Genomic DNA, 23,614 nt, shown 5'->3' with positions numbered 1-23,614 from the left:
CAGCCCATGACCGAGAAAACGGTATGGCAAGAAACGCTGCACGATCAGTTTGGTCAGTACTTTGCCGTTGATAACGTGCTTTATCACGAGAAGACCGATCATCAGGATCTGATCATCTTCGAGAACGCCGCGTTTGGCCGCGTCATGGCGCTGGACGGCGTGGTGCAAACCACCGAGCGCGATGAGTTTATTTATCATGAGATGATGACCCACGTTCCGCTGCTGGCCCACGGCCACGCAAAGCACGTTCTGATTATTGGCGGCGGCGACGGCGCGATGCTGCGTGAAGTTTCCCGCCATCAGTCCGTCGAAACCATCACGATGGTGGAAATCGATGCGGGTGTGGTTTCGTTCTGCCGTCAGTACCTGCCCAACCATAATGCCGGCAGCTACGACGATCCGCGCTTTAATCTGGTTATCGACGACGGCGTCAATTTTGTTAACCAGACCACGCAAACGTTTGATGTGATTATCTCTGATTGCACCGATCCGATCGGTCCGGGCGCGTCGCTGTTTACCTCCTCGTTCTACGAAGGCTGCAAGCGCTGCCTGAATCCCGGCGGGATCTTCGTCGCGCAAAACGGCGTCTGCTTCCTGCAGCAGGATGAAGCCCTCGACAGCCACCGCAAGCTGAGCACCTACTTTAGCGACGTCAGCTTCTACCAGGCCGCGATCCCGACCTATTACGGCGGTATCATGACCTTTGCGTGGGCAACCGACAACGAGGTGCTGCGTCATCTCTCTACCGAAATCATTCAGGCGCGCTTCCACCAAGCGGGTCTTAAATGTCGCTATTACAACCCGGCCGTCCATACCGCGGCGTTTGCCTTGCCACAATATCTGCAAGACGCACTGTCCTCAAAGGGGGTGAGCTAATTGAAAAAGCTGAAACTGCATGGCTTTAACAACCTGACCAAAAGCCTGAGTTTTTGTATTTACGATATCTGCTACGTCAAAACTGCAGAAGAACGCGATGGCTACATCGCCTATATCGATGAACTCTACAACGCTAACCGCCTGACGGAGATCCTGTCAGAAACCTGCTCAATCATTGGCGCCAACATCCTGAACATCGCGCGTCAGGATTATGAACCTCAGGGCGCGAGCGTCACCATTCTGGTGAGCGAAGAGCCGGTAGACCCGAAGCTTATCGACAAAACCGAGCATCCGGGCCCGCTGCCGGAAGTGGTCGTCGCGCATCTCGATAAGAGCCACATCTGCGTACATACCTACCCGGAAAGCCACCCTGAAGGCGGGCTGTGCACCTTCCGCGCGGACATAGAAGTGTCGACCTGCGGCGTGATCTCACCGCTGAACGCGCTGAACTATTTAATCCACCAGCTGGAATCGGACATCGTCACGATTGATTATCGCGTGCGTGGTTTTACCCGTGATATCAACGGTATGAAGCACTTTATCGACCATGAGATCAACTCTATTCAGAACTTTATGTCTGAAGACATGAAATCGCTGTACGACATGATGGACGTGAACGTGTATCAGGAGAACATCTTCCATACCAAGATGTTACTTAAGGAGTTTGACCTTAAGCACTACATGTTCCATACCAAACCGGAAGATTTGAGCGAAGAAGAGCGTAAGGCGATTACTGACCTGCTCTGGAAAGAGATGCGCGAGATCTACTACGGCCGCAATATTCCGGCCGTGTAAGAGCAAGCCGGAGCAGGGATGCTCCGGTCTGTTATTTCTGTTTCATAAAGTCGCGGTACGCATTTACCACCTGAAGGAAATCCTCTACGCCGCACATCGACAGGCTCTCTTCGTCGTAGTAGCTCATCCCCTCTTCCATCTCGTCACCTGAAAACTCGAGCTGGTTGGCGCGCACCATCACCTCTTCGCCATCCATCCACAGGGTGTATTCATGCCCGGCGCGCTGCCAGGAGCGCTCACTGCCTTTTACCGTCTTCGCCGCCTCTTCCACTTCATCAAGAAGTGCGAGATTCTCCTTCACCTCTTCGTTAAACCAGTGTCCAACGGCTTCGTGGCCCATCGACATACGCACTTTCACCACTCCGGTGATGTCGCGCAGAAATTCGTAATCCATAGTGTTTTCCTCTGCAAAGCCATTAGGGTAATTATCGCAGCAGCGAGGAAGAAAAAAAGCGGGAGAGGTGGGAGGAATGAAAATAAAAAACCCACCGCCGTTGCGATGGGTTTTGTAGGCCCGGTTAGCGTAGCGCCACCGGGCAATGGGTCAGGTGCGGTCTGGTGCCCTCACCCCCAGCTCCTCTCCCACGGGAGAGGGTAGCATTTATACTGCCGTCTGGAAGATAACCCCGTCGGCCTTCTCGGTGTACTGAGAGAGCTGGTCGAAGTTCAGATAGCGATAGGTATCCACCGCTGTCTTATCCACCTGAGCCACAAAGGTCTGGTACTCTTCCGGCGTTGGCAGTTTGCCAATCAGCGCCGCAACCGCCGCCAGCTCCGCAGAGGCCAGGAAGACGTTCGCACCGGTACCTAAACGGTTCGGGAAGTTACGGGTAGAGGTGGACACCACCGTCGCACCGTCAGCCACGCGCGCCTGGTTACCCATACAGAGAGAACAGCCAGGGATTTCAATTCGCGCACCGCTCTTACCAAACACGCTGTAATAGCCCTCTTCGGTCAGCTGCGCCGCGTCCATACGGGTTGGCGGTGCCACCCACAGACGGGTCGGCAGCTGGCCTTTATGAGTATCCAGCAGCTTACCGGCAGCGCGGAAGTGACCGATGTTGGTCATGCAGGAACCAATGAACACTTCGTCGATTTTCTCACCCTGAACTTCAGAGAGCGGACGCGCATCGTCCGGATCGTTCGGTGCACAGAGGATCGGCTCTTTAATATCCGCCAGATCGATGTCGATCACCGCCGCGTACTCTGCGTCAGCATCGGCTTCCAGCAGCTGCGGATCCGCCAGCCATTTTTCCATGCCCTGAATACGACGCTCCAGGGTACGACGGTCGCCGTAGCCTTCGGCAATCATCCACTTCAGCAGCACAATGTTGGAAGTCAGGTACTCTTCGATTGGCGCCTGGTTCAGCTTGATGGTACAGCCTGCAGCAGAACGCTCGGCGGAGGCATCGGTCAGCTCGAACGCCTGTTCCACTTTCAGATCCGGCAGACCTTCAATTTCCAGAATGCGGCCAGAGAAGATGTTTTTCTTCCCTTTCTTCTCAACGGTCAGCAGGCCCTGTTTAATCGCATACAGCGGGATCGCGTGAACCAGGTCGCGCAGGGTGATACCCGGCTGCATTTTACCTTTGAAGCGCACCAGCACCGATTCCGGCATATCCAGCGGCATCACGCCGGTCGCCGCAGCAAACGCCACCAGACCAGAGCCCGCCGGGAAAGAGATACCGATTGGGAAACGGGTGTGAGAGTCACCGCCAGTACCCACGGTATCCGGCAGCAGCATGCGGTTCAGCCAGGAGTGGATGACGCCGTCGCCCGGACGCAGAGAGACGCCGCCGCGGTTCATGATGAAGTCTGGCAGCGTGTGGTGCGTGGTTACGTCGACCGGCTTCGGATACGCCGCGGTGTGGCAGAAGGACTGCATCACCAGGTCGGACGAGAAGCCCAGGCACGCCAGGTCTTTCAGTTCGTCACGGGTCATTGGACCGGTGGTGTCCTGAGAGCCCACGGAGGTCATCTTAGGCTCGCAGTACGCACCCGGACGAACACCCGCTACGCCGCACGCACGGCCCACCATTTTCTGCGCCAGAGAGTAACCACGGCTGCTCTCCGCCACATCTTTCGCCTGACGGAACACGTCACTGTGCGGCAGACCCAGCGCTTCACGCGCTTTGGTGGTCAGGCCACGACCGATAATCAGCGGGATACGGCCACCTGCACGCACTTCGTCGATCAGCACGTCGGTTTTCAGCTCGAAGCTTGCCAGCAGTTCGTTGGTTTCGTGGTTACGCACTTCGCCCTTGAACGGGTAAACGTCAATCACATCGCCCATGTTCAGGTTGGACACATCCACTTCAATCGGCAGCGCGCCCGCATCTTCCATGGTGTTGAAGAAGATCGGCGCAATTTTGCCACCGAGGCACAGGCCACCGCCGCGCTTGTTAGGCACGTGAGGGATATCGTCGCCCATGAACCACAGCACGGAGTTGGTTGCGGATTTACGAGAAGAGCCGGTACCCACAACGTCACCCACGTAAGCCAGCGGGAAACCTTTCTCCTGCAGGGCTTCGATCTGTTTGATCGGGCCGACGCTGCCCGGCTGATCCGGCTCAATGCCTTCACGAGCGTTTTTCAGCATCGCCAGGGCGTGCAGAGGGATATCCGGGCGAGACCACGCGTCCGGTGCCGGAGAGAGGTCATCGGTGTTGGTTTCACCGGTCACTTTAAAGACGGTAACGGTGATTTTATCAGCCAGGGCTGGACGGTTCAGGAACCATTCGGCATCCGCCCAGGACTGCATCACCTGCTTCGCATAGACGTTGCCCGCTTTGGCTTTTTCTTCTACATCGTAGAAGTTATCGAACATCAGCAGCGTGGAAGAGAGCGCTTTAGCGGCAATCGGTGCCAGCTTGTCGTTATCCAGCGCGTCAATCAGCGGATGAATGTTGTAACCACCCTGCATGGTGCCGAGCAGTTCAATGGCTTTTTCAGGAGTAACCAGTGGGGAGGTGGCTTCGCCTTTGGCGATAGCAGCAAGGAATCCGGCTTTTACGTAGGCAGCTTCATCTACGCCAGGCGGTACGCGGTTGATCAACAGATCTAACAGGAATTCTTCTTCGCCCTTAGGCGGGTTCTTCAGCAGCTCGACGAGCGCGGCCATTTGGGTTGCATCTAAAGGTTTGGGTACAATTCCCTCGGCGGCACGTTCTGCTACGTGCTTACGGTATTCTTCTAGCACGACGGTTCTCCTCGCTCTCATTGTCATATGCGGCGGGCGTTCTCTTCACGCTCCTGTGAGACAGCAGTTTGTAGGGTAAATGCCCGATACCGCGTCGGGCAGCATAGCAGGATTTCTGCACAGTGTTAATCCGTTTACAAAAAAGCAACATTAAAAAATTTGCTGAATCGTTAAGTATGGTGTAGCGGGGAGATGAGACGAATTTTGGGTACAAAAAAACCGCCAGGTAGCGGTTTATTTGTTGCCTTGCGGTGGTAGCACACCGTGTTGGCAGATTTGCGGCAACCCCAACGAAATGAATTTTGCATCACGCCCCGCGGGCTTGCAAGCCATTATGTCAATTTTGCGTAACGCCTTCCTGTTTCGAATGAAAATTCATTTCACTTCATTTTTCGCCTTCAGAATGACGACTGAGTCGATTACTCTTCTTCTCGGCCTGCTTCGCTGGTGTAGCAACCAGTCACCGGGCCCGGAAGCAGTTCCGTAACCTACGCGGCAATCCCAACTTGCCTGGTTCTGCCTTTCCCGGTGGAGTATGAACCCGCGTAGCCTGTACAGGAACGCACGCAATGGAGATGCGAATCACTGCGCTGATCGTTGCAATCGGTTTACTGCTAACCGCGCTGCACGGTGGCTGGAACATATCCGACATCACGGTGCTGTTTGTCGTCAACCTCGGCAATTAGCTGCTGGCCGCTCGCAAGAGCGGCCTTCTGAATTCCCGGCGCCTTTTCCCGCATCGCATATAATTGTGTAATAAATGCACACACTCTTTATCCGGACGCTTCGGTGGTTTCCCAAGAAAAGTCAAAACTGTCATACACGGGTGAATAATACTCGCGGCAACAAGAACGCCTCACGGCACAGCGCTTGTCTCGTTGGAGTCATTTTATGAAGTTGCCCTTTAAGCCACACCTGCTTGTCCTTCTCTGCAGTGCCGGGCTGTTTGCCGCCTCAGGCGTTATGTTTGTCAAAAGTCGGGCAACGGAGTCGGTCGTCCCTGCTCCTGTCACGCAACAACCGGCAGCACCTGCCGCAGCCCAGCCCGCCCCTGTCGTCGCACCCACGTACACGGCCGCGCAAATCGATCAGTGGGTTGCCCCAGTTGCGCTCTACCCGGATGCCCTGCTGTCGCAAATTTTAATGGCCTCGACCTACCCGTCAAACGTTATCCAGGCGGCACAGTGGTCAAAAGATAATCCCAAAATGCAGGGCGATGCCGCCATTCAGGCCGTTGCTGGTCAGCCGTGGGATCCGAGCGTAAAGTCGCTGGTGGCGTTTCCTCAGTTGATGTCGCTGATGGGTGAAAATCCGCCCTGGGTCCAAAATCTGGGCGATGCCTTTCTCGCCCAACCGAAAGACGTAATGGATTCCGTTCAACGCCTGCGCTTGCTGGCGCAACAAACCGGTGCATTGCAATCAACGCCACAGCAAACGGTCACGACCGTGACGAAACCTGCCCCTGCAAAAACCACCACCAGCGAGTCAACAAACACCACCACAAGCCCGACGGTGATCAAAATTGAATCTGCCGATCCGCAGGTGGTTTACGTTCCGACCTATAACCCCAATACGGTTTACGGTACCTGGCCAAACGCGGCCTACCCGCCCACCTATTTACCGCCCTCACCCGGGGAGCAATTTACCGACAGTCTGGTCAAGGGTCTCGGCTTCAGTCTGGGGGTGGCGACAACCTATGCCATCTTCAGCAATATCGACTGGGATGACGACGATGACTGGGACCACCACCATCACGATGATGACTGGGATAATCATGGCGGCTATAACCGCAACGGCGATAACAACATCAATATCAACGTTGATAACTTCAATAAAATCAGCGGACAGCGACTGACGGATGCCAACCGGACCTGGCAGCACAACCCGGCCTATCGTGATGGCGTGCCGTACCCGACCAACCAGCTCAATACCCGTTTCCACTCCACGAAAGCGGCGACAGGGCTCAGTGTGACGCAGCAAAAACCGGTCAATCGGGACAGCCAGCGTCAGGCCGCATTGAGTCAAATGGAAAAATCGACAGGAAAAACCTTCCCTCAGGCAACGCGCCCGACAACCCGAGATGCACAGCGTCAGGCTTCCAGCCAACAGCTGAAGCAGATTTCACAGCGCAATAACTACCGCGGCTACGACAGCAAACCGCAAATCGCGAAGCGAACTGAGAATAACCGTGCGGCCACACAACGACAGGAAAAACGGGTTTCGCAACCCTCACAGCAGCGCACGGCCCAGCAGAGAAATGTTCAGCAGCGAACCAGCCAGCATCGCGCTAATGCGCTGAGCGGTAACGACAGCCGGTCCGGCAACTGGCAAGCCCAGCAGCGTCGGGGCGAGCAGAGCAGACAAGTCGCTGCCCGCCATCATCAGCCCCGTCAGGCCTCAGCCGGACGCGCAGAACACCGTGATTTCCGTCACCGTTAAGGGAGCCGACATGAAAAGTAAACTACTCTGTGGAATAGCGTTATTCATGCTTTCGGCCACCGCGATGGCACAGCAATCGTTCAGCACGCCAGGCCAGGCAACCGACGCGCTGGTGAGCGCCATCAGTAAGCATGATGAACGTGCAATGAGCGACCTTCTTGGGGAGAACTGGCGCGACTTCCTGCCGCCTGAAGGGGTCGACCCGGATGCCGTTGATCGTTTCCTGAGAGACTGGAAAGTTCGCCATGATACCGCCATCGAGGGCGATGTGGCGCATCTGGTTGTTGGAGAGAGCGACTGGCAGTTGCCGATCCCGGTGATGAAAACCGCTACCGGCTGGCAATTTGACATTAAAGCAGGCGCCGAAGCGATCCTCACGCGCGAGATTGGGCGTAACGAACTCGGTGCCATCGAGGCGCTGCATGCCTATGTCGATGCTCAGCAGAGCTATTTTGCGTTGAACCAGAAGTATGCGCAGAAAATTGTCAGTTCTGAGGGGAAAAAGGACGGTCTGTACTGGCCCGTCTCGCCAGGCGAAGCGCCAAGCCCGCTGGGTCCGGCGTTCAGTCCTAAAGAGCCAGGAGCAGGCTATCACGGCTATCGTTTTCGCATTTTGCCGGATAATAACGGTTTCGCAATGATCGCCTGGCCAGTCACTTACGGTCAGACGGGGGTGATGAGCTTCACCATCAATCAGGACGACAAGGTGTACCAGAGCGATCTCGGCAGTGATTCCGCGAAGAAAGCAAATGCCCTGACCGCATACCCTCTGGATAAGACCTGGCAACCCGTCGCCCCGTAATACAGGCAGGCCAGGTAAGGCGACGTCGCCACCCGGCTGTTTTCCTACAGAATATTCGCGACCGATTTCGCCAGCTGCGCTTCCAGAACCGGCTTCGCCTCTTCGAACTTCAGGTTCACCTTGTTGGCGTTAGACACCACGCGGGTCTGATACTTCGCACGATCGCCCTGCTCGGTGCTGGTCTGCAGTTTCACGCCAGAGGTACCCTGACGCAGGGCTGCGATATTATCGGTTGTGACTTTTGCTTTGCTCCGCTCAGAGATCTGCAGGTCAGTCACCATGGTGTAGTTTACATCTTCCACCATGGCGTCTGCCGCCATGCCGATCAGACCCGCCGCCAGACCGACGCCCAGCGCTGCGCCGGAAGAGTTGCTGTTATAAGCGGTGATCCCGGCACCCAGTGCAGCGCCCACAGCCGCACCTTCATACCCGGTTTTCAGGTAGCCCTGAGCTTCACGCAGGTCCATTTTGTCGGCTTTCAGGACGTTTGCCTGCACCCAGTAATATGCGCCGTCAGGGGAGCTGGTCACTTTATAGCCCTTGGCAATCAGGTCGTTCGCCAGCAGGGTCTGCAGGTTGCTCATGTCTTTATCGGAGGTGTTTTTAACCTGAATGTAGACCGTTTTCTCGTTGGATGGCTCAAGCCAGACAGTTTCACTCATCTGGGTTTTCACTTCCAGGTTGCGTTTCTTCACCGCCGTCGTTACCGCACCGCACCCTGTCAGCGTCAGCGCTGCCGCCACTAAGCCAATTACCGCCACTTTCTTCAAAGACATGTATTTTCCTTTTTTCGTGTAATAAAAGAGTCCAGAACCCCTAAACCGCGTGGCCAGTAGCCACACAATGGTGAAAAAAGTATCGGCAGATGAAGGGAAATTTTTAGCGGAAATATCAACAGGATGACTACTAAATCCGGTAGTGCCAGGCAAAAAAAAACGCCTCCGGAGAGGCGTTTATCAAGCGCAGAGAAACTTATTTCTTCTTCGCTTTCGCGTTTGGCAGGTCGGTGATGCTACCTTCGAACACTTCTGCCGCCAGGCCCACAGACTCGTGCAGAGTCGGGTGAGCGTGGATGGTCAGCGCGATGTCTTCCGCGTCGCAGCCCATTTCGATAGCCAGACCGATTTCACCCAGCAGCTCGCCGCCGTTGGTACCGACAATTGCACCACCGATCACGCGGTGAGTCTCTTTGTCGAAGATCAGTTTGGTCACGCCATCTGCGCAATCGGAAGCGATAGCACGGCCAGAAGCAGCCCACGGGAAGGTGGCGGTTTCGTAGCTGATGCCTTTCTCTTTCGCTTCTTTCTCGGTCAGACCCACCCAGGCAACTTCTGGCTCGGTGTACGCGATAGATGGGATCACTTTCGGATCGAAGTAGTGTTTCATGCCAGCGATAACTTCAGCGGCAACGTGACCTTCGTGAACACCTTTGTGCGCCAGCATTGGCTGACCGACGATGTCGCCGATAGCAAAGATGTGCGGCACGTTGGTGCGCAGCTGCTTATCAACGCGGATAAAGCCACGGTCATCCACTTCCACGCCAGCTGCGCCAGCATTGAGGTTTTTACCGTTCGGCACGCGGCCAATCGCCACCAGCACGGCGTCGTAACGCTGCGCTTCTGCAGGGGCTTTTTTGCCTTCCATGGAAACGTAAATACCGTCTTCTTTCGCTTCAACGGCAGTCACTTTGGTTTCCAGCATCAGGTTGAATTTCTTGCTGATGCGTTTGGTGAAGACTTTAACGATGTCTTTGTCGGCTGCCGGGATAACCTGGTCGAACATTTCAACCACGTCGATCTCTGAACCCAGCGCATGGTACACGGTACCCATTTCCAGACCGATGATACCGCCGCCCATAACAAGCAGACGCTTAGGAACGGTTTTCAGCTCCAGGGCATCGGTGGAATCCCACACGCGTGGATCTTCATGCGGAATGAATGGCAGTTCGATTGGGCGAGAGCCTGCCGCGATGATCGCGTTGTCGAAGTTGATCACGGTTTTGCCGTTTTCGCCTTCCACTTCCAGGGTGTTCGCACCGGTGAATTTACCCAGACCGTTTACCACTTTCACTTTACGGCCTTTGGCCATACCCGCCAGACCGCCGGTCAGCTGAGTGATAACTTTCTCTTTCCAGGTACGAATTTTGTCGATATCGGTTTTCGGCTCGCCGAAGACGATACCGTGTTCAGCCAGCGCTTTGGCTTCTTCGATAACTTTCGCTACGTGCAGCAGCGCTTTAGAAGGGATACAGCCGACGTTCAGACAAACACCGCCGAGGGTGCTGTAACGTTCTACGATGACGGTTTCCAGACCTAAATCCGCGGCGCGGAATGCTGCGGAGTAACCTGCCGGGCCTGCCCCAAGTACTACGACCTGAGTTTTGATTTCTGTGCTCATCATGACCTCTTAATTTATACCCGTCGTCCACCGGGTCGTTCTATCCGCCCGCAGTTTACAAAATTGTTAACAATTTTGAAACAACAAACGGCTCACGAATTGTCGCTTTCGCCAATAACCTCACAAACACCATGAGATTATCAGAAAAAAGCCGGCCGACTGGCCGGCTTTTCGATTACATCACCAGGCGGCGAATGTCGCTCAGGGTGTTGTTGATGATGGTGATGAAGCGCGCACCATCAGCACCGTCGATCACGCGGTGGTCGAAGGACAGAGAGATTGGCATCATCAGACGCGGCACGAACTCTTTGCCATTCCACACTGGCTCCATCGCGGACTTGGACACACCGAGGATAGCCACTTCCGGCGCGTTCACAATCGGCGCGAAGTGGGTGGTACCCAGGCCGCCGATGCTGGAGATAGTGAAGCAGCCGCCCTGCATTTCGCCGGCAGTCAGCTTACCATCACGCGCTTTCTTGGAGATCACGGTCAGTTCACGGGACAGCTCGGTAATGCTCTTCTTGTTCACGTCTTTGAAGACCGGAACAACCAGACCATTTGGCGTATCAACCGCAACACCGATATTGATGTATTTCTTCAGCGTCAGCTTCTGACCGTCTTCGGACAGGGAGCTGTTGAAGCGTGGCATCTGCTCAAGAGCAGCGGCAACGGCTTTCATGATGAAGACCACTGGGGTGAATTTCACGTCCAGCTTGCGCTTTTCAGCTTCGGCGTTCTGCTGTTTACGGAACGCTTCCAGATCGGTGATATCGGTCTTATCGAAGTGCGTAACGTGCGGGATCATCACCCAGTTACGGCTCAGGTTAGCACCAGAGATTTTCTGAATGCGGCCCAGCTCCACTTCTTCGATTTCGCCGAACTTGCTGAAGTCCACTTTTGGCCATGGCAGCATGCCCGGGATACCGCCACCGGCGGCTGCAGCAGGTGCAGCTTCGGCGCGTTTCACCGCGTCTTTCACGTAGGTCTGAACGTCTTCGCGCAGGATACGACCCTTACGGCCGGTCCCTTTCACTTTCGCCAGGTTCACACCGAATTCGCGCGCCAGGCGACGAATCAGCGGGGTAGCGTGGACGTAAGCGTCGTTTTCAGCGAACTCAGATTTGCCTTCCGCTTTTGCAGCAGGAGCCGCAGCAGGTTTAGACGCCTGAGCCGGTGCAGCAGCAGGTGCCGGAGCAGCCGCGGCAGCCGGAGCTGCGGCAGGCGCAGCGCCTTCCACTTCGAAGACCATGATCAGAGAGCCGGTAGACACTTTGTCGCCGGTGCTGATTTTGATCTCTTTAACGGTACCCGCGAACGGCGCAGGGACTTCCATAGAAGCCTTGTCGCCTTCAACGGTGATCAGTGACTGTTCAGCGGCAACTTTGTCGCCCACTTTCACCATCACTTCGGTTACTTCAACTTCGTCACCGCCGATGTCCGGTACGTTAACGTCTTTCGCGCCGCCAGCAGCTGCTGGTGCAGCGGCCGGAGCCGGAGCAGCGGCCTGTGCTGGCGCGGCAGCAGGTGCAGCACCCGCAACTTCGAAGATCATGATAAGCGACCCGGTAGACACTTTGTCGCCGGTGTTGATCTTGATCTCTTTAACGGTACCGGCGAACGGAGCTGGCACTTCCATAGAGGCTTTGTCGCCTTCTACGGTGATCAGTGACTGCTCAGCTGCAACGGTGTCGCCCACTTTCACCAGGATTTCAGTGACTTCAACTTCGTCACCGCCGATGTCAGGCACGTTCACTTCTTTCGCGCTCGCGGCAGCGGCTGGAGCAGCGGCGGCCGGAGGGGCTTCTTTCTTCTCTTCCTGCGCAGGTGCAGCTGCTGCTGCACCGTCGGCGGAATCGAAAATCATGATCAGTTTGCCAGTCTCGGTTTTATCGCCAACAGAGACTTTGATCTCTTTAACGATGCCAGCCTGAGGAGACGGGACTTCCATAGAGGCTTTGTCGCCTTCTACGGTGATCAGCGACTGTTCAGCTTCAACTTTGTCGCCTACTTTGACCAGGATCTCGGTGATTTCAACTTCATCAGCCCCGATGTCCGGTACATTGATTTCGATAGCCATTATTCTTTTACCTCTTACGCCAGACGCGGGTTAACTTTTTCTGCATCGATGTTGAATTTGGTGATTGCGTCCGCAACCACTTTCTTATCGATTTCGCCACGTTTAGCCAGTTCGCCCAGTGCTGCTACAACCACGTAAGAAGCATCAACTTCGAAGTGGTGACGCAGGTTTTCGCGGCTGTCAGAACGACCGAAGCCGTCAGTACCCAGAACGCGATAATCATCAGCTGGAACGTAAGTACGAACCTGCTCTGCGAACAGTTTCATATAGTCAGTAGACGCCACCGCTGGTGCATCGTTCATCACCTGAGCGATGTACGGAACGCGTGGGGTTTCCATTGGGTGCAGCATGTTCCAGCGCTCACAATCCTGGCCATCACGCGCCAGCTCAGTGAAGGAGGTCACAGAGTACACGTCGGAACCCACACCGTAGTCTTTCGCCAGGATCTGTGCGGCTTCACGTACGTGACGCAGGATAGAACCGGAGCCCAGCAGCTGAACTTTACCTTTGCTACCTTCGAGGGTTTCGAGTTTGTAGATACCTTTACGGATACCTTCCTCGGCACCTGCTGGCATTGCCGGCATGTGGTAGTTTTCGTTCAGGGTGGTGATGTAGTAGTAAATGTTCTCTTGCGCTTCACCGTACATGCGCTGCAGACCGTCATGCATGATGACTGCCACTTCGTACGCGTAAGACGGGTCGTAAGAGATACAGTTAGGGATAGTCAGAGACTGAATGTGGCTGTGGCCATCTTCGTGCTGCAGACCTTCACCGTTCAGAGTCGTACGACCGGAGGTACCGCCTACCAGGAAGCCGCGAGCCTGCTGGTCGCCTGCCTGCCAGCACAGGTCACCGATACGCTGGAACCCGAACATGGAGTAGTAAATGTAGAACGGGATCATCGGCAGGTTGTTGGTGCTGTAAGAGGTCGCAGCAGCCAGCCAGGATGCGCCTGCGCCCAGCTCGTTGATACCTTCCTGCAGGATCTGACCTTTCTCGTCTTCTTTGTAGTATGCAACCTGCTCACGGTCCTGCGGGGTGTACTGCTGGCCGTTCGGGCTGTAGATACCGATCTGACGGAACAGACCTTCCATACCGAAAGTACGCGCTTCGTCGGCGATGATTGGAACCAGACGATCTTTGATCGACTTGTTCTTCAGCATCACGTTCAGGGCACGAACGAAAGCGATAGTGGTAGAGATCTCTTTGTTCTGCTCTTCCAGCAGCTGAGAGAAGTCTTCCAGCGCTGGCAGTTCCAGCTTCTCGGTGAAGTTAGGCTGACGAGCTGGCAGGTAGCCTTTCAGCGCCTGACGACGTTCGTGCAGGTACTTGTGCTCTTCAGACCCTTCCGGGAAGGTGATGTAAGACAGGTTTTCTACCTGCTCATCGGTCACTGGAACGTTGAAACGGTCGCGAATGTAACGCACGCCGTCCATGTTCATTTTCTTAACCTGGTGAGCGATGTTTTTACCTTCTGCGGTATCACCCATGCCGTAACCTTTGATGGTGTGGGCCAGGATTACAGTCGCTTTACCTTTGGTTTCCTGCGCTTTTTTCAGTGCAGCGTAGACTTTCTTCGGATCGTGACCACCGCGGTTCAGGGCCCAGATCTGCTCATCAGTCCAGTCTGCAACCAGTGCTGCGGTTTCAGGGTATTTGCCGAAGAAGTGCTCACGAACGTAGGCACCGTCTTTGGATTTGAAGGTCTGGTAGTCACCGTCAACGGTTTCGTTCATCAGCTGGATCAGTTTACCGCTGGTGTCTTTACGCAGCAGCTCATCCCAACGACCGCCCCACATGACTTTAATCACGTTCCAGCCAGCACCTGCGAAGATGCCTTCCAGTTCGTTGATGATCTTGCCGTTACCGGTTACCGGACCATCCAAACGCTGCAGGTTACAGTTGATGATGAAGCACAGGTTGTCCAGCTTCTCACGGGTTGCGATGGTGATCGCACCTTTAGATTCTGGCTCATCCATTTCACCGTCGCCCAGGAAGGCGTAAACGGTCTGCTCGGAGGTGTCTTTCAGACCACGGTGTTCCAGGTATTTCAGGAATTTAGCCTGATAGATCGCACCGATTGGGCCCAGACCCATAGATACGGTCGGGAACTGCCAGAATTCAGGCATCAGTTTAGGGTGCGGATAAGAAGACAGACCTTTACCGTGAACTTCCTGACGGAAGTTGTTCATCTGCTCTTCAGTCAGACGACCTTCCAGGAATGCACGTGCATAGATGCCCGGAGAGATGTGGCCCTGGAAGTACACCAGATCGCCGCCGTCTTTCTCGTTCGCTGCACGGAAGAAGTGGTTGAAGCACACTTCGTAAACGGTCGCGGAAGACTGGAAGGACGCCATGTGGCCACCCAGTTCCAGGTCTTTCTTGGATGCGCGCAGAACGGTCATGATGGCGTTCCAGCGGATTGCAGAACGGATACGACGTTCCAGATCCAGATTGCCCGGGTATTCCGGTTCGTCTTCGACGGCAATCGTGTTTACGTAGTTGCTAGCCCCTGCACCTGAAGCAACCTTCACACCGCCTTTGCGGGCTTCAGAAAGCAGCTGATCAATCAGATACTGAGCGCGCTCAACACCTTCTTCACGGATGACCGATTCGATCGCCTGTAGCCAGTCGCGAGTTTCGATCGGATCCACGTCATTTTGGAGACGTTCTGACATGGGGGTATTCCTTATCTATCTAATACGTTGATTTGTCTGGAACCTGTCCCATTGTGCTCTTGGGCAAGAACACAATAAGACAGGTTCTGCGTTTAGTTGCCGCGCTCTAAAAGTACCTGGCGCTTAATCCTTTCGTTGCTGTATGCGGCGTAATGAACGTTCGCGACGCGATTGTTCACGGCTGCGGTCCAGCAAGATTTCCTCAATGAAAGCCAGATGGCGGTGCGACGCTTCACGCGCCTGCTCCGGTTCCCCGGCCATTATCGCCTCGAATACTCGGGTGCGATGGTTGCTTACCAGTGGGAGCATCTCCCGACGGGCATACAACAATTCAAAATTCTGACGAACGTTCTGGGCCAGCATCGGCTCCATGCAGCGTAGCAGATGGAGGAGCACCACGTTGTGGGCCGCTTCGGTGACGGCGATTTGATATTGGACAACGGCGCTGGACTCGGCGTCTAAATCGCCGGACTGCTGTGCCCGTTCAATGGCCTGATGCAGTTCGCGGATACGCACGCGATCTTCATCAGTGCTGCGAAGGGCGGCGTAATAGGCCGCAATACCTTCAAGCGCGTGACGGGTCTCAAGCAGATCAAACTGGGATTCTGGGTGGTCAGAGAGAAGTTCTACCAGCGGATCGCTGAAGCTCTGCCACAGGCTGTTTTGCACAAAGGTTCCGCCGCCCTGGCGACGAAGCAGCAAGCCCTTTGCTTCGAGACGTTGAATCGCCTCACGCAGAGAGGGACGTGAAACGTCGAACTGTTTTGCCAGCTCGCGTTCTGGCGGAAGTTTCTCACCCGGGCGCAGAGTCCCTTCGAGGATTAAAAACTCCAGCTGCTGCTCAATCACATCAGATAGTTTTGGTTGGCGAATTTTGCTGTAGGCCATATTCCCTGTCTTACGCCTTTTTGCCCGGAGTCAATTGGTCTTACCAATTTCAAGTTCGTATCGCTAAAGTAACAAAGTATTCACCTTCTGTCCATATTGGTTTTGATTGAAATCAGTAAACCCTGCACATTTTAACAACCTTACAGAAATAACGTTTCAGAAATGTAACTTTGCACAAATGAGTTGATTACTCCCAAAGAGAGAGTTTTAACCTTAATGAAACGAGGGTTTTTGCAATCTGAAGCGATTCAACAAGGCAAATAACGAAAATTCGCCCACTTCTAGCGCATTTCTATTCTATAGGTTGGGTTAGGAAGACTGAGCGGGCCGATTTACAAATGCTTTCTTTTTATTCAAGTCGTCATCAGCCCTTCATAAAGCAGGTGCATTCACAGGCGCTTACCACTATTCTTGCGCTTACGGAAGTCATCTCCGCTTTTTTCGGTCTCGTTAACCGTAAAGAAATAAATACAGAATATGGATTTTCATAATTACACACGCACAGCGTGAACATAACAACCACACACGAGGTTTCAAATGGAAGCTCAACAGCACGGCGATCAGCTAAAGCGCGGGCTTAAGAACCGCCACATACAGCTCATTGCACTGGGTGGTGCTATCGGTACTGGCCTGTTTCTCGGCAGCGCGTCCGTTATCCAGTCAGCCGGTCCGGGCATTATTTTGGGGTACGCAATCGCAGGCTTTATTGCCTTTCTGATTATGCGTCAGTTGGGTGAGATGGTCGTTGAAGAGCCGGTTGCAGGCTCGTTCAGCCACTTTGCCTACAAATACTGGGGCAGCTTTGCCGGTTTCGCCTCTGGATGGAACTATTGGGTGCTGTACGTCCTGGTTGCCATGGCTGAGCTTACCGCCGTCGGGAAATACATTCAGTTCTGGTATCCGGAGATCCCAACCTGGGCTTCCGCTGCGGCTTTCTTCGTCATTATTAACGCCATTAACCTGACCAACGTAAAAGTGTTCGGTGAAATGGAGTTTTGGTTTGCGATTATTAAGGTGATTGCCGTAGTGGCGATGATCATCTTCGGCGGCTGGCTGCTGTTCAGCGGCAATGGCGGCCCGCAGGCGACAGTGCGCAACCTCTGGGAACAGGGCGGCTTCCTGCCTCACGGCATGACCGGCCTGGTAATGATGATGGCTATCATTATGTTCTCCTTTGGCGGCCTTGAGCTGGTGGGCATCACCGCCGCGGAAGCCGACAACCCGGAGCAGAGTATTCCAAAAGCCACCAACCAGGTTATCTACCGCATCCTGATCTTCTATGTGGGCTCGCTGGCCGTGCTGCTTTCCCTACTGCCGTGGACCCGCGTGACCGCTGACACCAGCCCGTTTGTGCTGATCTTCCACGAGCTGGGCGATACCTTTGTGGCAAACGCTCTCAACGTGGTGGTTCTGACCGCGGCGCTGTCTGTTTATAACAGCTGTGTCTACTGCAACAGCCGCATGCTGTTCGGTCTGGCTCAGCAGGGCAACGCCCCGAAAGCGCTGCTCAACGTTGATAAGCGCGGCGTGCCGGTGAACACCATTATTGTGTCTGCCGTTGTCACGGCGCTGTGCGTGCTGATCAACTACCTGGCGCCGGAGTCAGCCTTCGGCCTGCTGATGGCGCTGGTGGTCTCTGCTCTGGTGATTAACTGGGCGATGATCAGCCTGGCGCACATCAAGTTCCGCCGCGCCAAGCAGCAGCAAGGCGTCACCACGCGCTTCCCTGCCCTGCTTTACCCGCTGGGTAACTGGGTGTGCCTGGTGTTTATGGCGGCCGTGCTGGTGATCATGCTGATCACCCCGGGCATGGCGATTTCCGTTTACCTGATCCCGGTCTGGATTGCGATCCTCGGCGTGGGCTACATGGTGAAACAGAAGAACCAGAAAGCCGTGAAAGCACATTAAACCTCTCTGCGCTGTACCCGTTTTTTGCGGGTACAGCGTGTTGTTACCTTCCTCACAAATTCAGGCCTTCAGCCGTTTCATCCATATCACCGCCTTTATCCTGCAACGCATATATTCATGAGCCAGCGAATAATTCTCTCCATACCGTAAACCGGAGAGCTGTCGATGGATAACAACAAACTGTCAGTAAAAGAAAAGATCGGCTATGGGATGGGCGACGCGGGATGCAACATCATCTTCGGCGCCATCATGCTGTTTGTTAACTATTTTTATACGGATATTTTTGGCCTGGCGCCTGCGCTGGTCGGCGTACTGCTGCTGTCCGTCCGCGTGATTGATGCTGTAACGGACCCGATCATGGGGGCGATTGCCGACCGTACCCGCAGTAAATATGGCCGATTTCGTCCATGGCTGCTGTGGATCGCCTTCCCCTACGCGCTGTTCAGCATCCTGATGTTCACCACGCCAGACTGGAGCTATAACAGCAAAGTTATCTATGCGTTTGTCACCTATTTCCTGCTGTCGCTGACCTACACGGCGATCAATATTCCTTACTGCTCGCTGGGTGGCGTGATCACCAACGACCCGAAAGAGCGCGTCGCCTGTCAGTCGTATCGTTTTGTGATGGTCGGTATCGCCACGCTGCTGCTCTCATTAACGCTGCTGCCGATGGCCGACTGGTTTGGTGGGGACAACAAAGCCAAAGGCTACCAGATGGCAATGACCGTCCTGGCCCTGATTGGGACCTGTATGTTCCTGTTCAGCTTCTCTACCGTGCGCGAGCGCGTGCGCCCGGCGGTGCAAACCAACGATGAGCTGAAAAACGATCTGAAAGACGTGTGGAAGAACGACCAGTGGGTACGCATTCTGCTCCTGACCCTGTGCAACGTCTGCCCGGGCTTTATCCGCATGGCGGCCACCATGTATTACGTCACCTGGGTGATGGGCCAGAGCACCCACTTCGCCACGCTGTTTATCAGCCTTGGCGTCGTGGGCATGATGCTCGGTAGCGTGCTGGCAAAAGTGCTGACCGACCGCTGGTGTAAGCTGAAGGTCTTCTTCTGGACCAACATCGTGCTGGCGATTTTCTCCTGCGCCTTCTACTTCTTCGACCCGAAAGCCACCGTCACCATCGTGGTGCTCTACTTCCTGCTGAACATCCTGCACCAGATCCCGTCACCGCTGCACTGGTCGCTGATGGCCGACGTGGACGACTACGGCGAGTGGAAGACCGGCAAACGCATTACCGGAATCAGCTTCTCCGGCAACATCTTCTTCCTGAAGCTGGGGCTGGCGATTGCCGGAGCGATGGTCGGCTTCCTGCTCTCCTGGTACGGTTATGACGCGGGCGCAAAAGCGCAGAGCGCGGACGCCATTAACGGGATCGTGCTGCTCTTTACCGTTATTCCCGGCATTGGATACTTAATTACCGCGGGCGTAGTACGCCTGCTGAAGGTAGACCGTGAAACGATGAAACGCATTCAGGAAGACCTGGAAAAACGTCGCACCAATTACCGTGAACTGAGCGACTATCAGGAACTGAAAGCCGCAGAGACAAAATAAGGAGAGCCAAATGCATCAGTGGCCAAACCCGTTTATCGAACAACGTGCCGACCCGTATATTTTACGCCATGAGGGGCAGTACTATTTTATCGCCTCCGTGCCACAGTACGACAGGCTGGCGATCCGCCGCGCAGCGTCGCTGGAAGGCTTACGTAATGCTGAAGAAGTTATGGTCTGGCGCAAACCTGAGACCGGCCCGATGAGCCAGCTGATCTGGGCGCCGGAACTGCACCACATTGACGGCAAGTGGTACATCTACTTTGCCGCGACGCACACCCAGGCGCTCGACGAACTTGGGATGTTCCAGCACCGCATGTTTGCGCTGGAGTGTACCGACAGCGATCCGCTCACCGGTACGTGGGCGGAAAAAGGTCAGATAAAAACGCAGTTTGACACCTTCGCGCTGGATGCCACCACCTTTGTTCATCAGGGAAAACGCTGGTATCTGTGGGCGCAAAAAGCGCCGGACATCTCCGGGAACTCCAATCTTTATCTGTGTGAAATGGAAAACCCCTGGACGCTGAAAGGCGAGCCGGTGATGCTCAGCAAACCGGAGTATGACTGGGAGTGTCGGGGGTTTTGGGTCAACGAAGGTCCGGCGGTGCTGGTTCACGACGATAAGCTGTTTATCAGCTATTCCGCCAGCGCCACCGACGAGAACTACTGCATGGGGCTACTGTGGATAGACCTGAATGCCGATCCGCAAAACCCGGCAAACTGGCAAAAATCCTCGCGCCCGGTGTTCGTCACCAGTTACGAAAACCGCCAGTACGGTCCGGGACACAACAGCTTTACGCAAACGCCGGAAGGGGAAGATGTGCTGGTGTATCACGCGCGTAATTACACCGAAATTGAGGGCGACCCGCTGTACGATCCGAACCGCCACACCCGCCTGAAGCTTGTCCGCTGGGACGAAAACGGGATGCCTGATTTCGGCATCCCGCCCGCGGATACGCTTTAGTCTTTGCGGCGCGCTGGCTTACACCAGCGTGCCGTAGATAGTCAGCAACGCCACGACCACAACCACCACGAACGACGTTTTCTTCGCCATGGAGACAGCGGCTTTCGGCGTTTCAATCTTGTCGGTGTGCGGCTCTCGCGCCAGCGAGAACTGCGCCAGACGCGTTAACACCTGGTACTGCGACGTATGGCGGTCGGCAAGCGAGGCGAACCATGCAGGCAGCGCTTTTTCACCGTGACCAATTAACGCGTACACCACGCCCACCAGACGAACCGGGAGCCAGTCGAGCACGTGCAGGATGGCATCAATACCTGACAGCAAGCGTTCATGCGGCGTCAGGTAACGGGCCAGCCAGGTCTGCCAGGCGCGCAGGAATGCATACCCCATCAGCAGTACCGGCCCCCACGGACCGCCCACCACGAACCAGAACAGCGGTGCCAGATAGTAGCGGAAGTTAATCCACAGCAGCGCATTTTGCAGCTCGCGCAGAAACTCGCGCTCGTCGCAGTCCGGCGGCACGCCGTGGATCATCGTCAGCTCGCTCGCCATGGCTCCGCGCGCATGGGCATCGTCACGGGAGGCTGCTTTAAGATAAGCGTGATAGTGCATACGCACTTTGCCCGCACCAATGCACAGCACCCCAAGCAGGATCCACACCACCAGCAGCGGCACGTTGAAAAACAGCCCGTACAGCGAGCGCAGGAGCAGGAAGGTAATAAGCATGACGCCCGCCATCATCAACAGCGTACGCAGCATGGAAAAATGCTTAATGCGGCGGAAAATCACCTCCAGCCGGTGATCCAGATGCCAGTGCTCGCCAAGTTTAAACAGGCGTTCAGCAATCATTACCAGCAGCATGGTAAATAACGTCATGGTATCTCCTTATTCTGACGACGCGGCGAGCATGGTGCGAAACCGGGACCAGTCAAAAGCCGGACCGGGATCGGTTTTTCTCACCGGGGCGATATCACTGTGTCCGGTAATATTTTCAGCGATTGCCGGATAGAGCCCGATAAGCGTTCGGGTCACGGCCGCTAACTGTTGATACTGTGAATCGGTGTAGGGCGTGGTATCCGTGCCTTCCAGTTCGATCCCAATGGAGAAATCATTGCACCGTTCGCGCCCGTGATACATCGACACTCCGGCATGCCAGGCGCGCTTATCAAAAGGAACATATTGAACCACTTCTCCGTCGCGACGGATCAGACAATGTGCCGATACGCGCAGATGAGCAATTTCAGCAAAAAAGGGATGAGCATCGGGATCAATCGTTCCCGTGAATAACGCATCGATCCACGGACCGCCAAACTCACCCGGCGGGAGACTAATATTATGAACCACCAGCAGTGTGGGCTTTTCATCCTCCGGGCGGCAATCGTGGTGCGGCGAGGGCACGTGCCGCGCATCCACCAGCCATCCGTCTTCTAACAACATGCTGGAACTCCTTCTGTATGGTGCAATGACTCGGTTCAGAGTAGCATGTTTCAATATTATGATTCGTTACCAATTTGGAGTTTTATCATGCCGCCTCGCCGCTACAACCCCGACCACCGACGTGAAGCCCTTCTGGAACGTATTAACATGGATATCCCGGCAAGCGTGGCCCATGCGTTGAAAGAAGACCTGGGCGGTGACGTCAGCGCCGACAACGATATTACCGCACAGTTGTTGCCAAAAGAGACACGCTCCCACGCGGTCATCATCACGCGTGAAGACGGTGTTTTTTGCGGCAAGCGGTGGGTTGAAGAGGTCTTTACCCAGCTGGCAGGCGATGATGTGCAGGTAACCTGGCACGTGGAGGACGGCGACACCGTCACGGCGAACCAGCCGCTATTTGAGCTCGATGGCCCGTCCCGCGTGCTGCTCACCGGCGAACGCACCGCGCTAAACTTCGTCCAGACCTTGTCCGGGGTAGCAAGCGAAGTACGTCGCTACGTTGACCTGCTGGCCGGTACCCGCACGCAGCTGCTGGATACCCGCAAAACCCTGCCGGGCCTGCGTACCGCGCTGAAATACGCGGTGCTGTGCGGCGGCGGCGCAAACCATCGTCTGGGGTTGTCAGATGCCTTCCTGATTAAAGAGAACCACATTATTGCCTCTGGCTCCGTGCGCCAGGCGGTGGAAAAAGCCTTCTGGCTCCACCCGGACGTGCCGGTTGAAGTGGAAGTGGAAAATCTGGAAGAGCTTGAGCAGGCGATTAAGGCCGGGGCTGACATCATCATGCTGGATAACTTTGAAACCGAGCAGATGCGTGAGGCGGTAAAACTAACGAACGGACAGGCGCAGCTTGAGGTATCCGGCAACGTGACGTTTGATACCCTCCGTGAATTCGCGGAAACCGGCGTTGATTTTATCTCCGTAGGTGCCCTCACCAAGCATGTGCGGGCTCTCGATCTCTCCATGCGCTTTAAGTAATCCCGTTCTCCCCCTTCACGCGAAGGGGGAATCACAGACTTCATCGCAAAACTTTTGCCCTTCCCTGAAACGCTACGTTAAATCCCTGAAAGCCCCTTCACGTTTCCTTTTTTGCCCCTCGTTTCTGCTCCCTCTCACTGCCAGAGTAGCGGCACTTAACCTAAGGAGCAGACATGAACAGACAAAAAGGATTCACGCTCATTGAGCTAATGGTGGTGATTGGCATAATTGCCATCCTGAGCGCCATCGGCATACCCGCGTACCAGAACTACCTGCGAAAAGCCGCACTCACCGATATGCTGCAAACGTTTGTCCCTTATCGCACTGCTATTGAGCTTTGCGCGCTGGACCACGGTGGCGTGGAGCGTTGTGATGCGGGGACGAACGGCATCCCCTCTCCGACGACGACACGTTATGTTTCAGCGATGAGCGTGGCTAAAGGCGTCGTGTCGTTAACGGGGCAGGAGAGCCTGAACGGGCTGGAGGTTCTCATGACGCCGCTCTGGAGCGACGGCAATGGTATGACGGGCTGGACGCGTGACTGCAAGATCGACTCTGACAGCGCGCTCAAGCAGGCCTGTGAAGACGTTTTCCGCTTCGACACTCACTAACGGGA

18 protein-coding genes are annotated in these 23,614 nt (G+C 55.1%); 9 read left to right on the top strand and 9 right to left on the bottom strand.

The features are described 5' to 3' along the window. Nucleotides 1–6: 6 nt before the first annotated feature. Both speE and speD read left to right on the top strand, forming a co-directional pair. Nucleotides 7–876, top strand: coding sequence for a polyamine aminopropyltransferase (gene speE, locus ACOQH0_RS03835; RefSeq protein WP_010426914.1), 870 nt, complete (start codon nt 7–9; stop codon nt 874–876). Beyond that, entirely contained in the window at nt 877–1,671 is a 795-nt protein-coding gene (speD, locus tag ACOQH0_RS03830) for an adenosylmethionine decarboxylase (RefSeq protein ID WP_042718234.1), read from the top strand. 31 nt (nt 1,672–1,702) lie between these two features. On the opposite strand, the gene yacL is transcribed toward speD, so the two are convergent. Together yacL and acnB are read right to left on the bottom strand one after the other, a co-directional pair. Beyond that, entirely contained in the window at nt 1,703–2,065 is a 363-nt protein-coding gene (yacL, locus tag ACOQH0_RS03825) for a protein YacL (RefSeq protein ID WP_010426919.1), read from the bottom strand. A gap of 207 nt (nt 2,066–2,272) precedes the next feature. Next, nucleotides 2,273–4,870, bottom strand: coding sequence for a bifunctional aconitate hydratase 2/2-methylisocitrate dehydratase (gene acnB / locus ACOQH0_RS03820; protein ID WP_218308565.1), 2,598 nt, complete (start codon nt 4,868–4,870; stop codon nt 2,273–2,275). An 891-nt stretch (nt 4,871–5,761) separates the two neighbouring features. Between acnB and ACOQH0_RS03815 the strand changes: the two genes are divergently transcribed. Both ACOQH0_RS03815 and ACOQH0_RS03810 read left to right on the top strand, forming a co-directional pair. After that, nucleotides 5,762–7,309 carry a DUF3300 domain-containing protein gene (locus ACOQH0_RS03815; RefSeq protein ID WP_421511575.1) on the top strand — a complete coding sequence of 516 codons (1,548 nt, stop codon included), beginning with the start codon at nt 5,762–5,764 and terminating at the stop codon, nt 7,307–7,309. A gap of 10 nt (nt 7,310–7,319) precedes the next feature. Further along, nucleotides 7,320–8,111, top strand: a complete 792-nt coding sequence (locus ACOQH0_RS03810; protein WP_421511574.1) for a DUF2950 family protein — start codon at nt 7,320–7,322, stop codon at nt 8,109–8,111. A 44-nt stretch (nt 8,112–8,155) separates the two neighbouring features. Here the strand turns inward: ACOQH0_RS03810 and traT are convergent, their stop codons facing one another. The 5 genes from traT to pdhR all read right to left on the bottom strand — a co-directional run bounded on the left by traT (nt 8,156) and on the right by pdhR (nt 16,151). Further along, on the bottom strand, nt 8,156–8,887 hold the full coding sequence (traT, locus tag ACOQH0_RS03805; protein WP_089599168.1) for a conjugal transfer complement resistance protein TraT: 732 nt from the start codon (nt 8,885–8,887) through the stop codon (nt 8,156–8,158). A 196-nt stretch (nt 8,888–9,083) separates the two neighbouring features. Then, nucleotides 9,084–10,508, bottom strand: coding sequence for a dihydrolipoyl dehydrogenase (gene lpdA, locus ACOQH0_RS03800; RefSeq protein WP_042718239.1), 1,425 nt, complete (start codon nt 10,506–10,508; stop codon nt 9,084–9,086). A gap of 175 nt (nt 10,509–10,683) precedes the next feature. Beyond that, nucleotides 10,684–12,585 (bottom strand): pyruvate dehydrogenase complex dihydrolipoyllysine-residue acetyltransferase, encoded by a 1,902-nt coding sequence (gene aceF / locus ACOQH0_RS03795; RefSeq protein WP_421511573.1) that lies wholly within the window; start codon nt 12,583–12,585, stop codon nt 10,684–10,686. A 14-nt stretch (nt 12,586–12,599) separates the two neighbouring features. Continuing rightward, nucleotides 12,600–15,263, bottom strand: a complete 2,664-nt coding sequence (gene aceE / locus ACOQH0_RS03790) for a pyruvate dehydrogenase (acetyl-transferring), homodimeric type (RefSeq protein WP_059310644.1) — start codon at nt 15,261–15,263, stop codon at nt 12,600–12,602. A gap of 123 nt (nt 15,264–15,386) precedes the next feature. Continuing rightward, nucleotides 15,387–16,151 carry a pyruvate dehydrogenase complex transcriptional repressor PdhR gene (pdhR, locus tag ACOQH0_RS03785; RefSeq protein ID WP_006173806.1) on the bottom strand — a complete coding sequence of 255 codons (765 nt, stop codon included), beginning with the start codon at nt 16,149–16,151 and terminating at the stop codon, nt 15,387–15,389. Nucleotides 16,152–16,688: 537 nt separating this feature from the next. Here pdhR and aroP point away from each other — a divergent pair. The 3 genes from aroP (at nt 16,689) to ACOQH0_RS03770 (ending at nt 20,583) form a co-directional block, all read left to right on the top strand. Continuing rightward, nucleotides 16,689–18,059 (top strand): aromatic amino acid transporter AroP, encoded by a 1,371-nt coding sequence (gene aroP / locus ACOQH0_RS03780; RefSeq protein WP_421511572.1) that lies wholly within the window; start codon nt 16,689–16,691, stop codon nt 18,057–18,059. Nucleotides 18,060–18,224: 165 nt separating this feature from the next. After that, entirely contained in the window at nt 18,225–19,622 is a 1,398-nt protein-coding gene (locus ACOQH0_RS03775; protein ID WP_010426938.1) for a glycoside-pentoside-hexuronide (GPH):cation symporter, read from the top strand. Between the two features lie 10 nt (nt 19,623–19,632). Then, nucleotides 19,633–20,583: a family 43 glycosylhydrolase gene (locus tag ACOQH0_RS03770; protein WP_421511571.1), complete on the top strand. Its 951-nt coding sequence runs from the start codon at nt 19,633–19,635 to the stop codon at nt 20,581–20,583. 18 nt (nt 20,584–20,601) lie between these two features. Here ACOQH0_RS03770 and ampE read toward each other — a convergent pair whose 3' ends face one another. Both ampE and ampD read right to left on the bottom strand, forming a co-directional pair. After that, a complete protein-coding gene (gene ampE / locus ACOQH0_RS03765; RefSeq protein WP_042718216.1) occupies nt 20,602–21,456 on the bottom strand; it encodes a beta-lactamase regulator AmpE in 855 nt (284 codons plus the stop codon). Nucleotides 21,457–21,465: 9 nt separating this feature from the next. Then, complete coding sequence (ampD, locus tag ACOQH0_RS03760; RefSeq protein ID WP_010426943.1) at nt 21,466–22,017, bottom strand: 1,6-anhydro-N-acetylmuramyl-L-alanine amidase AmpD; 552 nt, start codon at nt 22,015–22,017, stop codon at nt 21,466–21,468. 87 nt (nt 22,018–22,104) lie between these two features. Between ampD and nadC the strand changes: the two genes are divergently transcribed. Both nadC and ppdD read left to right on the top strand, forming a co-directional pair. Further along, nucleotides 22,105–22,998, top strand: a complete 894-nt coding sequence (gene nadC / locus ACOQH0_RS03755; protein WP_010426944.1) for a carboxylating nicotinate-nucleotide diphosphorylase — start codon at nt 22,105–22,107, stop codon at nt 22,996–22,998. Nucleotides 22,999–23,171: 173 nt separating this feature from the next. Next, nucleotides 23,172–23,609 (top strand): prepilin peptidase-dependent pilin, encoded by a 438-nt coding sequence (ppdD, locus tag ACOQH0_RS03750; protein ID WP_010426947.1) that lies wholly within the window; start codon nt 23,172–23,174, stop codon nt 23,607–23,609. The last annotated feature ends 5 nt before the right edge of the window (nt 23,610–23,614 follow it).

It is taken from the genome of Enterobacter sp. JS8-1, assembly GCF_049187015.1.
Classification (GTDB): domain Bacteria; phylum Pseudomonadota; class Gammaproteobacteria; order Enterobacterales; family Enterobacteriaceae; genus Enterobacter; species Enterobacter mori.
The sequence above is the reverse complement of the archived record's forward strand: the minus strand, read 5'-3'. Positions and strand labels throughout refer to the sequence as shown.

Coding starts and splice junctions, on each gene's coding strand:
- ppdD (WP_010426947.1), top strand. CDS start 23,172: ATGAACAGACAAAAAGGATTCACGCTCATTGAGCTAATGGTGGTGATT.
- lpdA (WP_042718239.1), bottom strand. CDS start 10,508: ATGAGCACAGAAATCAAAACTCAGGTCGTAGTACTTGGGGCAGGCCCG.
- traT (WP_089599168.1), bottom strand. CDS start 8,887: ATGTCTTTGAAGAAAGTGGCGGTAATTGGCTTAGTGGCGGCAGCGCTG.
- pdhR (WP_006173806.1), bottom strand. CDS start 16,151: ATGGCCTACAGCAAAATTCGCCAACCAAAACTATCTGATGTGATTGAG.
- nadC (WP_010426944.1), top strand. CDS start 22,105: ATGCCGCCTCGCCGCTACAACCCCGACCACCGACGTGAAGCCCTTCTG.
- aceE (WP_059310644.1), bottom strand. CDS start 15,263: ATGTCAGAACGTCTCCAAAATGACGTGGATCCGATCGAAACTCGCGAC.
- ACOQH0_RS03815 (WP_421511575.1), top strand. CDS start 5,762: ATGAAGTTGCCCTTTAAGCCACACCTGCTTGTCCTTCTCTGCAGTGCC.
- ampE (WP_042718216.1), bottom strand. CDS start 21,456: ATGACGTTATTTACCATGCTGCTGGTAATGATTGCTGAACGCCTGTTT.
- aceF (WP_421511573.1), bottom strand. CDS start 12,585: ATGGCTATCGAAATCAATGTACCGGACATCGGGGCTGATGAAGTTGAA.
- ACOQH0_RS03775 (WP_010426938.1), top strand. CDS start 18,225: ATGGATAACAACAAACTGTCAGTAAAAGAAAAGATCGGCTATGGGATG.
- ACOQH0_RS03810 (WP_421511574.1), top strand. CDS start 7,320: ATGAAAAGTAAACTACTCTGTGGAATAGCGTTATTCATGCTTTCGGCC.
- ACOQH0_RS03770 (WP_421511571.1), top strand. CDS start 19,633: ATGCATCAGTGGCCAAACCCGTTTATCGAACAACGTGCCGACCCGTAT.
- aroP (WP_421511572.1), top strand. CDS start 16,689: ATGGAAGCTCAACAGCACGGCGATCAGCTAAAGCGCGGGCTTAAGAAC.
- yacL (WP_010426919.1), bottom strand. CDS start 2,065: ATGGATTACGAATTTCTGCGCGACATCACCGGAGTGGTGAAAGTGCGT.
- ampD (WP_010426943.1), bottom strand. CDS start 22,017: ATGTTGTTAGAAGACGGATGGCTGGTGGATGCGCGGCACGTGCCCTCG.
- speE (WP_010426914.1), top strand. CDS start 7: ATGACCGAGAAAACGGTATGGCAAGAAACGCTGCACGATCAGTTTGGT.